This is a genomic window from Pseudomonas sp. H1_A03 (genome assembly GCF_054685145.1).
In genome coordinates this window covers 2,272,145-2,285,548 of record NZ_CP162829.1, presented here as the reverse complement: position 1 = coordinate 2,285,548, position 13,404 = coordinate 2,272,145, and the positions used below count along the sequence as shown (strand labels likewise).

Below are 13,404 nucleotides of genomic sequence, written 5' to 3'. Positions count from 1 at the left end.
TTGATTTTCAGTGAACGTTAAAGCTCACCAAGCCCATCAATCAGCGCCTGGTTCTGCTCCGGCGTACCGATGCTGATCCGCAGGAACTGGGCAATCCGCGCCTGCTTGAAGTGCCGCACGATCACACCCTGCTCACGCAACTTGGCCGCCAGGCCAGCAGCGTCATGTTGAGGGTGGCGAGCAAAGATAAAGTTGGCCGCCGACGGCAACACTTCAAAACCTTTTGCCTCCAACTGCGCAACCACCTTGTCGCGGCTGTCGATGACCAACTGGCACGTCTTCTCGAAGTACTCACGGTCCTCGAACGCTGCCGCCGCGCCGACAATCGCCAGGCGATCCAGCGGATAAGAGTTGAAGCTGTTCTTGACCCGCTCCAGCGCCTCGATCAGGTCCGGGTGGCCCACGGCCAGGCCCACGCGCAAACCGGCCAGTGAGCGCGATTTGGACAGCGTCTGGGTCACCAGCAGGTTCGGGTAGCGATCCACCAGGCTGATCGCGGTTTCGCCGCCGAAGTCGATATAGGCTTCATCCACTACTACCACCGAGTCCGGGTTGGCCTTGAGGATCTGCTCCACCGCATCCAGTGCCAGCACGCAACCGGTAGGCGCGTTCGGGTTGGGGAAGATAATCCCGCCGTTGGGCCTGGCGTAATCCGCCACGCGAATCTGGAACTGTTCGTCCAGCGGCACCGGGTCGGACTTGATGCCGTAGAGGCCGCAGTAAACCGGGTAGAAGCTGTAGCTGATGTCCGGAAACAACAGCGGTAGTTCGTGCTGGAACAGGCCGTGGAAAATGTGTGCGAGGACTTCATCGGAACCGTTGCCGAGGAAGACCTTACTGGCGTCGATCGCGTAATACTTGGCCACGGCCTGCTTGAGCAGGTCGCTGTTGGGGTCCGGGTACAGGCGCAGGTTGTCGTTCAGCTCGGCCTGCATCGCGGCCAACGCCTTGGGCGACGGGCCGTAGGGGTTTTCATTGGTGTTGAGCTTGACCAGCTTGGTCAGCTTCGGTTGTTCGCCAGGCACGTAAGGCACGAGGTCTTTGACGAAGGGGCTCCAGAATTTGCTCATATCTCAGTTCCCCTCTTCAAGGATGCGGTATTCAGCGCTACGGGCGTGGGCACTCAGGGATTCACCACGGGCCAGTACCGAGGCGGTCTTGCCCAACTCGGAAGCGCCCTGCGGCGAGCAGAAGATGATCGACGAACGCTTCTGGAAGTCGTACACGCCCAGTGGCGAGGAGAAACGCGCGGTGCCGGAGGTCGGCAGCACGTGGTTCGGGCCTGCGCAATAGTCACCCAGGGCTTCGCTGGTGTGGCGGCCCATGAAGATCGCACCGGCGTGGCGAATCGATGGCAACCAGGCTTGTGGGTCGGCCACGGACAACTCCAAGTGCTCCGGCGCGATACGGTTGGCCACTTCGATGGCCTGCTCCATGTCACGCACCAGGATCAGCGCGCCACGGCCATTGATCGATTTCTCGATGATCTCGGCACGCTCCATGGTCGGCAGCAACTTATTGATGCTGGCCGCCACTTGGTCGAGGAACTCGGCGTCCGGGCTGACCAGGATCGCCTGGGCGTCTTCATCGTGCTCGGCCTGGGAGAACAGGTCCATGGCGATCCAGTCCGGATCGGTCTGGCCGTCGCATACCACGAGGATTTCCGATGGGCCGGCAATCATGTCGATACCGACCTGGCCAAACACGTGACGCTTGGCGGTGGCGACGTAGATGTTGCCGGGACCGACCACTTTGTCGACCTTCGGCACGCTTTCGGTGCCATAGGCCAGGGCGGCAACGGCTTGCGCGCCACCGATGGTGAAAACGCGGTCGACGCCGGCAATGCAGGCGGCGGCCAACACCAGCTCGTTGATTTCACCGCGCGGCGTCGGCACGACCATGACCACTTCGGTCACGCCCGCCACTTTGGCCGGGATCGCGTTCATCAACACCGACGATGGGTACGACGCCTTACCGCCCGGCACGTACAGGCCGGCGCGGTCCAGTGGCGTAACCTTCTGGCCCAGCACGGTACCGTCCGCCTCGGTGTAGCTCCAGGAGTCCTGTTTCTGCTTTTCGTGGTAGCTGCGCACCCGCGTCGCCGCCACTTCCAGGGCTTCGCGCTGCGGCGCGGTGATACGCGTCAGCGCCAGCTCCAGGCGTTCGCGCGGCAGGATCAGGTCGGACATGGATTTGACGTCCAGGCCGTCGAACTGGCGGGTGAAGTCCACCAGCGCCGCGTCACCACGCTCGCGCACGGCCTTGATGATGTCGAGCACCCGCTGGTTGACCGAATCGTCGGACACGCTTTCCCAGCTCAGCAGATGATCCAGATGATGGGCGAAATCCGGGTCGGCAGCGCTGAGTCGGGCAATTGCAGTGGACGTGGTCATAGCGAGGGCCTCATAGGATTGGCAAAAAACTCAGGCGCCCTAAACTACCGTTCGCTCCGCTTGGGCACCTGAGAATTCTGGCTATGAGGCGGATAGACGGGCGCAGCCTTTCAGCTACGCGGGTGAGTCAACCGCGGTGTCGCGACTCCACTGCCTTGCGCAGGGTGTCGATCAACGCCTGGATACGGGCGTGCTGCATCTTCATCGATGCTTTGTTGACAACCAGGCGAGAGCTGATGTCGGCAATGAATTCCTGGGGCTCGAGGCCGTTGGCACGCAGGGTGTTGCCGGTGTCGACCACGTCGATGATTTTGTCGGCCAGGCCGATCAGCGGCGCCAGCTCCATCGAGCCGTAGAGCTTGATGATGTCGACCTGACGGCCTTGTTCGGCGTAGTAACGCTTGGCAACGTTGACGAACTTGGTGGCCACGCGCAGGCGGCCCTTGGGCTCGACGTCACCGACGCGGCCGGCGGTCATCAGCTTGCACAGGGCGATACGCAGGTCCAACGGCTCGTAAAGGCCCTGGCCACCGTATTCCATCAGCACGTCTTTACCGGCGACGCCGAGGTCGGCCGCGCCATGCTCAACGTAGGTCGGCACGTCGGTAGCCCGCACGATCAACAGGCGAACATCGTCCTGGGTCGTGGGAATGATCAGCTTGCGGCTCTTGTCCGGATTCTCGGTCGGCACGATGCCCGCTTCAGCCAGAAGCGGCAACGTGTCGTCAAGGATGCGGCCCTTGGACAGTGCGATGGTCAACATGGAAGCGTCAGTCCTTCATCTGGCTATTGCTGTCCGGTCGCAAACGGCGCCAGACACAGATCGAGGCCATGACAGCCTCGATTTGAAACGAATTCAGCATACCGCTCATTTAACGGCAAACCTCATTGTAGTGAGCGGGCTTGCCCCGCGCTGGACTGCGCAGCAGTCCCATTTTTTGGGGTCGCTACGCAACCCAGCGCGGGGCAAGCCCGCTCACTACAAACAGCCCGGGACTAGCCCGGTACGCGGCGGATTTTAGCGCCGAGCATCTGCAGTTTTTCTTCGATGCACTCGTAGCCACGGTCTATGTGGTAGATGCGGTCGATCAGAGTGTCGCCTTCAGCGATCAACGCCGAGATCACCAGGCTCGCCGAAGCACGCAGGTCGGTGGCCATAACTGGCGCGCCCTTGAGTTTCTCGGTACCGGTAACGATGGCAGTGTTGCCCTCAACCTGAATCTTCGCGCCCATGCGGTGCAGTTCGTACACGTGCATGAAGCGGTTTTCGAAGATGGTCTCGATCACGGCACCGGTGCCTTCAGCAATGGCGTTCAAGGAAATGAACTGCGCTTGCATGTCGGTCGGGAACGCCGGGTACGGAGCGGTACGTACGTTGACGGCCTTAGGACGCTTGCCGTGCATGTTCAGCTCGATCCAGTCTTCACCGGTGGTGATTTCTGCGCCAGCTTCGCGCAGTTTTTCCAGGACCGCTTCCAGGATGGTCGGATCGGTGTCCTTGACCTTGACGCGGCCACCAGTAACGGCAGCGGCAACCAGGTAGGTACCGGTTTCGATGCGGTCCGGCATGACCTTGTAGGTGGCCGTGTGCAGACGCTCAACACCGTCAATGGTGATGGTGTCGGTGCCAGCACCGGAAACCTTGGCGCCCATAGCGTTCAGGAAGTTCGCCAGGTCGACGACTTCAGGCTCACGGGCGGCGTTTTGCAGCACGCTGCGGCCTTTGGCCAGGGCAGCGGCCATCATGATGTTCTCGGTACCGGTCACACTGACGGTATCAAAGAAGAAGCTGGCGCCACGCAGGCCGCCTTCCGGCGCCTTGGCCTTGATGTAACCGCCTTCGACGTCAATGGTCGCGCCCATGGCTTCAAGGCCACGGATGTGCAGGTCGACCGGACGCGAACCAATGGCGCAACCACCAGGCAATGCCACTTCAGCTTCGCCGAAACGGGCAACCATCGGGCCGAGCACCAGGATCGACGCACGCATGGTTTTCACCAACTCGTACGGGGCGATCAGGGTCTTGATGGTGCGTGGGTCGATTTCGACGGACAGCTTCTCGTCGATCACCGGCTCGATGCCCATGCGACCGAACAGTTCGATCATGGTGGTGATGTCGTGCAGGTGCGGCAGGTTGGCCACGGTGACCGGGCCATCGCACAGCAGGGTCGCTGCCAGGATCGGCAAGGCAGAGTTTTTTGCACCGGAGATGCGGATCTCGCCATCAAGGCGGGCACCGCCGGTAATAATCAATTTATCCATAAGAATCTCGACGCCTTGGGGGCTCAGGTGCGCTCGGCCCAGGCCGCGCGGCTGAAAAATTTCATAGTGACCGCATGGATGCTGCCATCGGTGATCCACGGGTTCAAATGGGCATAGATCTGCTGCTGACGCTTGACCGGGCTAAGTGCCGCCAGTTCATCGCTAATCACATTCAGCTGGAAGTTGCAGCCTTCGCCTTCGACTTCAACACTCGTTTCGGGCAGCTTTCCTTCAAGGAAGCTTTTAACTTCTAGGGCCTGCATGATCAACCTCTATCGGCGCCCAGTGCGCGCGGGTCGCACATCATACAAAAAAGCCCCGCGCCTGCGAACCCCGCTTAGCAGGACTCTGACGGGGGGCTTCTCTAATAATGTGTATTAAGGATGCGCCAACAGCTCGGTCAGCTCGGAAACTTCGGCAATTTCGCGCATGTCTTCGGGCATCGCACGGATGCTGACCGGCTTATTCGCCGCTTGGGCGTCACGCATAAAGCACAGCAGCAGTGACAAACCAACGCTGCTGGACTTGGTCACACCCGAACAATCCAGCACCAGTGCAGGCGCAGCGCTGGTGTTGATCAGTGCCTGGCCCTGCTTGCGCAGGTCAGGCCCGGTGCGGTAATCCAGCACGCCGCTGATGAACAGCTCGCCGGCGTCGCCGAGACGAACAGCCGACTCGGTCATTGTGCGGGTTTCCCCGGCAGCTTTATCGGTTTCTTCCTTGGCCTTGGCGACTTCACCGGCCCAACCATTGATGGTTTTGTCCAGGTCGTTGCCATTGCGTTGCATGGCATCAGCGAACTGATCACGGAATAGCTTGCCGATGTTGATGCCATTGATGATCACGTTACGCAGCTTCCACTCGCCGTTGACCTTCTCCAGCGTGTACTGCACAGGGTAGACAGCGCCATTGTTGCCCTTGACGCTCATGTTCACGCTGGTGCGATCACCTGATTCATCCCCGGCTGGAGCGACGGTAATCCCCTGGTTGTTGTACTCAAGCAGCGCGTTACCATAGAACTGAAACAGGCCTTTCTTGAAGTTTTCCTGAAAGGTCTGCATCTGCGCCGGGGTAGCCTTGCGCGAATACTTGACCGTCATGATGCTGCGGGAAATGCCTTCGGCATCTACAACAGGACCGACAATAGTATTGAGCGCGTTGTAGAACTGACTCGGATCTTGTTTGTACTTTTCTTTGTTGGCCGACAGGTCAGCCAACATCTTGTTGGTTGTGTCCTGCACCAATTCGTGGGCAGAACCTGCTGCGTTGGCCATCAACGGCAGCGCTGCAAGCAGTACCAGGAGGCCACGTCGCAAGGTAGAGATCATGTACAGATTCCTCATTTAGCGTCTTTATTGACCGTATTAAGCAGGAATTTACCGATCAGGTCTTCAAGCACCAGCGACGACTGTGTGTCGTGGATTGTCGAGCCATCCTTGAGCAGGGCCGTTTCCCCGCCCACGCTGACACCGATGTATTTCTCGCCCAGCAAACCCGCAGTGAGGATAGATGCAGTGGAGTCAGTTGGCAGATTATCTACCTTCTTATCCAGCTGCATGGTCACTCGCCCGGTGAAGCTGTCGCGGTCCAGATCGATTGCCGTGACCTTGCCGATGGTCACACCGGCCATGGTCACTTTAGCTCTGACAGTCAAACCGGCGATATTGTCGAAGTACGCGTAAAGTTTATAAGTATCGGCGGTGGGGCTGGCCGAAAGGCCACTGACTCGCAGGGCCAACAACAATAAAGCCAGGATGCCAGCCAGCAAGAAAAGGCCGACACCGATTTCCACAGTGCGGTTTTGCATCAGAAATCTCCAAACATCAAGGCGGTCAAAATGAAGTCAAGGCCCAGTACAGCCAGCGAGGCGTACACAACGGTCTTGGTGGTGGCGCGACTGATCCCTTCTGAAGTGGGCTCACAGTCGTAGCCTTGGAATACGGCGATCCAGGTCACTACAAAAGCGAAGACGATGCTCTTTATGATGCCGTTGAGCACGTCACCGCTGAAGGTGACGCTGTTTTGCATGTTGCCCCAGTAGGAGCCGTCATAGACGCCCAACCAGTCAACCGCGACCCACGAACCGCCCCAGATACCCACCACGCTGAAAATCATCGCCAGCAGAGGCAGTGAAATGAAGCCGGCCCACAGGCGCGGCGCAACGATGTACTTGAGCGGGTCCACACCGATCATTTCGAGACTGGACAATTGCTCGGTGGACTTCATGTTGCCGATTTCGGCGGTCAACGCAGAACCCGCGCGGCCCGCAAACAGCAAGGCAGTGACCACCGGCCCCAGTTCGCGCAAGAGCGTCAGCGCGACCATCTGCCCAACGGCCTGCTCCGAGCCGTAGCCGGAAAGGATATTGAACCCCTGCAACGCCAACACCATGCCGATGAAAATCCCGGAAACCACAATAATTACCAGGGACATCACGCCGACTGAATGCAGTTGCTTGATCAACAGGCCAAAACCGCCGCCAATGCCACCACGGCCGAGCAAGGCGTGGAACAGGAAGATTGTCGAACGCCCCAGCACTTCGATCATATCGATGCCGGAGCGACCGAAAAGGCGCACCTTCTCGAGTAAAGATGTCTTGCGCATCAACGCTTCCCCAGAAGATCTGAGCGGTAATCCGTTGCCGGAAAGTGAAAAGGCACAGGGCCATCAGGGTCGCCGGTCATGAATTGGCGAATACGCGGATTGTCTGCATTCATCAGTTCTTCAGGCGTGCCCTGCCCCAACACCTGGCCATCGCCTACTACATAGAGGTAATCGGCAATGCTCGCGGTTTCTGCAAGATCATGGGAAACCACGATGCTGGTGATACCCAGCGCATCGTTGAGCAGGCGGATCAGACGCACCAGCACGCCCATGGCGATAGGGTCCTGGCCGACGAAAGGTTCGTCGTACATGAGGATCTGCGGGTCGAGAGCAATGGCGCGCGCCAGGGCGACCCGACGCTTCATGCCACCGGACAGTTCGTCGGGCATCAGGTCGGTGGCACCGCGAAGGCCTACGGCCTGCAGTTTCAGCAACACGATGTCACGAATCATTTCGTCGGACAGCTGGGTGTGCACCCGCAGCGGAAAAGCCACATTCTCGAAAACATCGAGGTCGGTGAACAATGCACCGCTCTGGAACAGCACACCCATGTGCTTGCGTGCGTCGAACAGATCGCTGCGCGACAATGTCGGCAGGTTCTGGCCGTTGACCCACACTTCGCCGGCACTGGGCCGCAATTGCATGCCCATCAGGCGCAACAGGGTGGTCTTGCCACAACCGGAAGGCCCCATGATGCCCGTGACCTTGCCGCGCGGAATGCGGATATCGACGTTATTGAAGATGCTGCGCGTCCCGCGCTTGAAGGTCAGTCCCTTCAGCTCGACCGCGTAGGCGTTATCGGCACTCATCTAAACTCCTTGGGATGCAGCCTCTCACTCAGACACCACGCTTGCGACAAACGTTTGCAATGCTTGTGCAATAGTTGAACACATGGGCTGGGCGGACCGAACTGGCGGCGAACTATATCACTGCTGGTACGAGGCGCCCAAGGCCGGAACAGCGCTTGTTCAGATTGAGCACAGGGAAAAAACGTTGCTTCAGATGAATCTCAGGCGCGTCGCGCACAAACCCTGACGAACTTGCGTGAGGGAATTGATCATTACCGTTATAATCGCCGACTTTTCGTCAGGCTATACGATTCCAGACATGAGCCAATCCAGCGACCTTATCCAATCCGCACAACGCACCATCCGCCTCGAGCTTGAAGCCGTAGAAGGCTTACTGGCCCATATCGACGCAGATTTCGTACGCGCCTGCGAGATGATTCTGGCCAGCAAGGGCCGCGTCGTCGTGGTCGGCATGGGCAAGTCAGGCCACGTCGGCAACAAGATCGCCGCCACCCTGGCCAGCACCGGGACCACTGCGTTTTTCGTACACCCGGCCGAAGCCAGTCATGGCGACATGGGCATGATCACCAAGGATGACATCATCCTGGCACTGTCCAACTCCGGCACCACCAATGAAATCGTGACCCTGTTGCCACTGATCAAGCGCCTGGGCATCCAGATGATCAGCGTTACAGGCAACCCGGAATCAACGCTGGCCAAGGCCGCCGAAGTGAACCTCAACGTTCACGTGGCCCACGAGGCCTGCCCGCTGAACCTGGCACCAACCTCTTCCACCACCGCCGCGCTGGTCATGGGCGATGCCCTGGCCGTGGCACTGCTGGAAGCCCGCGGGTTTACCGCCGAAGACTTCGCGTTTTCCCACCCAGGTGGTGCCCTGGGCCGCCGCCTGCTATTGAAAGTGGAAAACGTCATGCACTCGGGCGACGAATTGCCCCATGTCCAGCGCGGCACTTTGCTGAAGGACGCGCTGATGGAAATGACCCGCAAGGGCCTGGGCATGACCGTTATCCTGGAAGCCGACGGGCGCCTGGCCGGGGTCTTCACCGACGGTGACTTGCGCCGCACCCTGGACCGCACCATCGACATCCACACCGCCACCATCGATGCGGTAATGACACCCCACGGCAAGACCGCCCGCCCTGAAATGCTGGCAGCCGAAGCCTTGAAGATCATGGAAGACCACAAGATCGGCGCGCTGGTGGTGGTCAATAGCGACGGCCACCCGATTGGCGCCTTGAACATGCACGACTTGCTGCGTGCGGGAGTGATGTAAATGACCGACGACCTGTTGCAACGCGGCAAAAACATCAAACTGGCGATTTTCGACGTTGACGGCGTGCTGACCGATGGCCGCTTGTACTTCCTCGAAGACGGCAGCGAATTCAAGACGTTCAACACCCTCGACGGCCAAGGCATCAAGATGCTGATGGCGTCGGGTGTGCAAACAGCGATTATCAGCGGCAGAAAAACCCCCGTTGTGGAACGCCGCGCACAAAACCTGGGGATTCCTCACCTGTATCAGGGCCGCGAGGATAAACTGGTGGTTCTGGACGAGCTTCTTGGCCAACTCAACCTAAGCTATGAGCAGGTCGCCTACTTGGGCGATGACCTGCCCGACCTGCCGGTGATTCGTCGAGTGGGCCTGGGCATGGCCGTTGCCAATGCGGCAGCCTTTGTTCGCGAGCATGCCCATGGCATCACCACCGCCCGTGGCGGTGAAGGTGCCGCCCGCGAATTCTGCGAGCTGATCCTGCGTGCCCAAGGCAGCCTTGAAGCGGCCCACGCCGCCTACTTATAGAGCGTTTTATGCTGAGCAAAAAGATTCGCAACTTCCTGCTATTCGCAGTCATCGCCGCACTGTTCCTGGCGGTGGGCTACTGGAATATCAGCCCGGAGCGCTTTCTCGACCAGCCTGCTGCGCAGGTTGACGAGGGGGTTATCGACTATTACGCCACCAATGCCAAAAGCGTGCAGTTCCTGCCCGACGGCAAGGTGCAGTACGAGATGACCTCGGACAAGGTCGAGCACGTGAAAGCCAGCGAAGTGACCCTGCTGACCAACCCGGACATGAACATTTACCGCGGTACCGAGTTCCCATGGCACGTCACCAGCAAGCGTGGCGAGGTCAACCCGGACGGTACCGAGGTAGAACTGATCGACTCGGTGCGCGTTGCGCGCACTGACGATAAAAAACGTGAGACCGTGATTACCACCAGTCGCATGACCGTATTCCCGCAGAAGCAATATGCGCAGACCGAGCAAGACGTTAGAATCGACGGCGCTGGCGGTGTATCGACTGGCAAGGGAATGAAAGCGTATTTGAAAGAAAGCAGGATACACCTGCTATCGAACGTAAGAGGACAGTATGAGGCTCGTTAAAACTCTCCCTATTTTGCTCGGCCTGGGCGCAGCACTGGGAAGCGTGAGCGCCTGGGCTCTGCCGAACGATAGCCAGCAGCCGATCCACATTTCGGCTGACGATGCGCAACTGGATGACAAGCAAGGCGTCGCCACCTACACAGGCGGCGTGATCATCACCCAGGGCTCGATGAAGATCACCGGCAACACGGTGACCCTGACTCGCACCCAGGCTGGCGATATTGACGTGGTCACTTCGGTGGGCAACCTGGCTTACTTCGAACAGAAGCAGTCCGCTACCGACACCGGCCCGATGAAGGGTTACGGCAAGACCATCCAGTATCACGCCCAGCAGAACCGCATCGTGCTGATCGACCAAGCCAAGGTGCTCAGCCCCGACGGCAACTCCACGGAAGGTGAGAAGATCACCTACGACACCGTGAAACAGATCGCTAACGCCGGTCGTGCCAATGGCAACAAGGTCACCGCACCGCGCCCACGCATCGACATGGTTATCCAGCCGAAGAAGAAGGCCGAGTAATGGCAACCCTGAAAGCCCAGCATCTGGCCAAGGCCTATAAAGGCCGTCAGGTCGTGCGCGACGTCAGCCTGTCGATCGACAGCGGCCAGATCGTCGGCTTGCTCGGCCCCAACGGCGCCGGCAAGACCACCTGCTTCTACATGATCGTCGGGCTGGTCCAGGCGGATCAGGGTCGCGTACTGATCGATGACTTGGACGTGAGCCACCAGCCGATGCACGGCCGTGCCCGCGCCGGTATCGGCTATCTTCCGCAGGAAGCGTCGATCTTCCGCAAACTGTCGGTGGCCGATAACATCATGGCCATCCTCGAGACCCGCAAGGAACTCGACCGTGACGGTCGTCGCAAGGAGCTGGAAAGCCTGCTGCAGGAATTCCACATCAACCATATCCGCGACAACCTCGGCATGAGCCTGTCCGGTGGTGAGCGCCGCCGCGTAGAAATCGCTCGTGCCCTGGCCACTGCACCGAAGTTCATCCTGTTGGACGAACCGTTTGCCGGCGTCGACCCAATATCGGTCGGCGACATCAAGCAGATCATTCACCACCTCAAGGCTAAGGGCATTGGCGTGCTGATCACCGACCACAACGTCCGTGAGACGCTCGATATCTGCGAAACCGCGTATATCGTCAACGATGGTCAACTGATCGCTGAAGGCGACTCCGCCACCATCCTGGCCAATGAACTGGTCAAGGAAGTGTACCTGGGTCACGAGTTCCGCCTGTAAACACCGTGGTGTCACGGCCGATTGCCAAGGTGCGCGGGAGTCAATGAAAACCTCTGGATTTTTATTGTTACCGCGCTCTAGGCAAAGCCCCCGATATCAGGCATATAATTTGCTTATGTTTGGCGCTCACGCGCCCTGTCGTGGATGGCGCATTGCGCCGGCGAATAAGGTGTTAAGCCCCTGCCATGAAACCATCGCTAGTCCTGAGAATGGGCCAGCAGCTGACGATGACACCGCAGCTGCAACAGGCCATCCGCCTGCTCCAATTGTCGACCCTGGACCTGCAACAGGAAATCCAGGAGGCCCTGGAGTCCAATCCGATGCTCGAACGCCAGGAAGAAGGCGACGACTTCGATAATGCAGACCCGCTGGCCGATAACATCGAGCAAAAACCCAACCCCGATGCGCAGGAACCCTCCTATCAGGAAACCGCCCCAACGGTGGATAACCTCGAGGAAGGCGACTGGAACGAACGCATTCCCAACGAGCTTCCCGTCGACACCGCCTGGGAAGACGTCTACCAGACCAGCGCCAGCAGCCTGCCCAGCAATGACGATGACGAGTGGGATTTCACCACCCGCACCTCCGCCGGCGAAAGCCTGCAGAGCCACCTGCTGTGGCAACTGAACCTGGCGCCGATGTCGGACACCGATCGCCTGATCGCCGTGACCCTGATCGACTGCATCAATAACCAGGGCTACTTGGACGAGACGCTTGAGGAAATTCTCGAAGCATTCGACCCTGAACTGGATATCGAGCTGGACGAGATCGAAGCCGTCCTGCACCGCATCCAGCAGTTCGAACCCGCTGGCATCGGTGCGCGCTCCCTCAGCGAATGCCTGCTGCTGCAATTGCGCCAACTGCCCGCCAAGACCCCCTGGCTCGCCGAGGCCCAGCGCCTGGTCACCGATTACATCGACATGCTGGGCAGCCGCGACTACAGCCAACTGATGCGCCGCATGAAGCTCAAGGAAGACGACCTGCGCCAGGTCATTGAGCTGGTACAAAGTCTCAACCCGCGTCCTGGCTCGCAAATCGAGTCCAGCGAAGCCGAATACGTGGTTCCCGACGTGATCGTGCGCAAGGATAACGAGCGCTGGCTGGTTGAACTGAACCAGGAGTCGGTGCCACGCCTGCGGGTCAACCCGCAATACGCCGGTTTTGTGCGTCGCGCTGACACCAGCGCCGATAACACCTTCATGCGCAACCAATTGCAGGAAGCTCGCTGGTTTATCAAGAGCCTGCAAAGCCGCAACGAAACCCTGATGAAAGTGGCCACCCAGATCGTCGAGCACCAGCGCGGCTTCCTGGAATACGGCGACGAGGCGATGAAACCGTTGGTACTGCATGACATCGCCGAGGCGGTTGGCATGCATGAATCGACGATTTCTCGGGTAACCACGCAAAAATTCATGCATACCCCACGGGGTATTTATGAACTGAAATACTTTTTCTCCAGCCACGTCAGCACCTCCGAAGGCGGTGAATGCTCGTCCACGGCGATTCGCGCGATCATCAAAAAACTGGTTGCCGCGGAAAATCAGAAAAAGCCATTGAGTGACAGTAAGATCGCTGGTTTACTGGAGGCACAAGGCATTCAGGTCGCCCGTCGAACCGTCGCCAAGTACCGCGAGTCCCTCGGGATCGCGCCTTCCAGCGAGCGTAAGCGTTTGATGTGACGGGCGGGCCACAGCGTTCCAGTGGCAGGCGCT

General features: G+C 59.2%; 15 protein-coding genes and 1 pseudogene. 6 read left to right on the top strand and 10 right to left on the bottom strand.

The annotated features are described in order from the left end of the window. Positions 1-17: 17 nt before the first annotated feature. The 10 genes and pseudogenes from hisC to AB4O35_RS10465 form a co-directional block, all read right to left on the bottom strand. Positions 18-1,070, bottom strand: coding sequence for a histidinol-phosphate transaminase (gene hisC, locus AB4O35_RS10510; protein ID WP_065890513.1), 1,053 nt, complete (start codon positions 1,068-1,070; stop codon positions 18-20). A gap of 3 nt (positions 1,071-1,073) precedes the next feature. Continuing rightward, complete coding sequence (hisD, locus tag AB4O35_RS10505; RefSeq protein WP_065879607.1) at positions 1,074-2,393, bottom strand: histidinol dehydrogenase; 1,320 nt, start codon at positions 2,391-2,393, stop codon at positions 1,074-1,076. 127 nt (positions 2,394-2,520) lie between these two features. Further along, on the bottom strand, positions 2,521-3,156 hold the full coding sequence (gene hisG, locus AB4O35_RS10500; protein WP_049709970.1) for an ATP phosphoribosyltransferase: 636 nt from the start codon (positions 3,154-3,156) through the stop codon (positions 2,521-2,523). Between the two features lie 233 nt (positions 3,157-3,389). Continuing rightward, a complete protein-coding gene (gene murA, locus AB4O35_RS10495) occupies positions 3,390-4,655 on the bottom strand; it encodes a UDP-N-acetylglucosamine 1-carboxyvinyltransferase (protein ID WP_049709971.1) in 1,266 nt (421 codons plus the stop codon). A 23-nt stretch (positions 4,656-4,678) separates the two neighbouring features. Further along, the gene (locus AB4O35_RS10490; protein ID WP_049709972.1) at positions 4,679-4,918 is read right to left on the bottom strand and encodes a BolA family protein; all 240 of its coding nucleotides are present in this window, start codon (positions 4,916-4,918) and stop codon (positions 4,679-4,681) included. 114 nt (positions 4,919-5,032) lie between these two features. Further along, complete coding sequence (locus AB4O35_RS10485; protein ID WP_065879608.1) at positions 5,033-5,338, bottom strand: STAS domain-containing protein; 306 nt, start codon at positions 5,336-5,338, stop codon at positions 5,033-5,035. Positions 5,339-5,347: 9 nt separating this feature from the next. Then, positions 5,348-5,983, bottom strand: a pseudogene (locus AB4O35_RS10480) (MlaC/ttg2D family ABC transporter substrate-binding protein); the annotation flags it as partial. 11 nt (positions 5,984-5,994) lie between these two features. Beyond that, positions 5,995-6,462, bottom strand: coding sequence for an outer membrane lipid asymmetry maintenance protein MlaD (mlaD, locus tag AB4O35_RS10475; protein WP_003171814.1), 468 nt, complete (start codon positions 6,460-6,462; stop codon positions 5,995-5,997). Then, on the bottom strand, positions 6,462-7,259 hold the full coding sequence (mlaE, locus tag AB4O35_RS10470; RefSeq protein WP_065875086.1) for a lipid asymmetry maintenance ABC transporter permease subunit MlaE: 798 nt from the start codon (positions 7,257-7,259) through the stop codon (positions 6,462-6,464). Before mlaE ends, mlaD begins: the two co-directional genes overlap by 1 nt. Next, complete coding sequence (locus tag AB4O35_RS10465) at positions 7,259-8,068, bottom strand: ATP-binding cassette domain-containing protein (RefSeq protein ID WP_065875087.1); 810 nt, start codon at positions 8,066-8,068, stop codon at positions 7,259-7,261. Before AB4O35_RS10465 ends, mlaE begins: the two co-directional genes overlap by 1 nt. A gap of 298 nt (positions 8,069-8,366) precedes the next feature. Here AB4O35_RS10465 and AB4O35_RS10460 point away from each other — a divergent pair, with 298 nt between their 5' ends. From AB4O35_RS10460 to AB4O35_RS10435, 6 genes are all read left to right on the top strand, one after another. Continuing rightward, positions 8,367-9,341 (top strand): KpsF/GutQ family sugar-phosphate isomerase, encoded by a 975-nt coding sequence (locus AB4O35_RS10460; RefSeq protein ID WP_065875088.1) that lies wholly within the window; start codon positions 8,367-8,369, stop codon positions 9,339-9,341. Next, positions 9,342-9,866 (top strand): KdsC family phosphatase, encoded by a 525-nt coding sequence (locus tag AB4O35_RS10455; RefSeq protein ID WP_049709977.1) that lies wholly within the window; start codon positions 9,342-9,344, stop codon positions 9,864-9,866. Positions 9,867-9,874: 8 nt separating this feature from the next. Beyond that, positions 9,875-10,447 carry an LPS export ABC transporter periplasmic protein LptC gene (gene lptC, locus AB4O35_RS10450; RefSeq protein ID WP_065875089.1) on the top strand — a complete coding sequence of 191 codons (573 nt, stop codon included), beginning with the start codon at positions 9,875-9,877 and terminating at the stop codon, positions 10,445-10,447. Further along, positions 10,434-10,967, top strand: coding sequence for a lipopolysaccharide transport periplasmic protein LptA (gene lptA / locus AB4O35_RS10445; protein WP_025856312.1), 534 nt, complete (start codon positions 10,434-10,436; stop codon positions 10,965-10,967). The genes lptC and lptA overlap by 14 nt, the downstream gene beginning before the upstream one ends. Further along, positions 10,967-11,692 (top strand): LPS export ABC transporter ATP-binding protein, encoded by a 726-nt coding sequence (gene lptB, locus AB4O35_RS10440; RefSeq protein ID WP_049709979.1) that lies wholly within the window; start codon positions 10,967-10,969, stop codon positions 11,690-11,692. The genes lptA and lptB overlap by 1 nt, the downstream gene beginning before the upstream one ends. 185 nt (positions 11,693-11,877) lie before the next feature. Further along, complete coding sequence (locus AB4O35_RS10435) at positions 11,878-13,371, top strand: RNA polymerase factor sigma-54 (RefSeq protein WP_460149584.1); 1,494 nt, start codon at positions 11,878-11,880, stop codon at positions 13,369-13,371. Positions 13,372-13,404 lie beyond the last annotated feature (33 nt).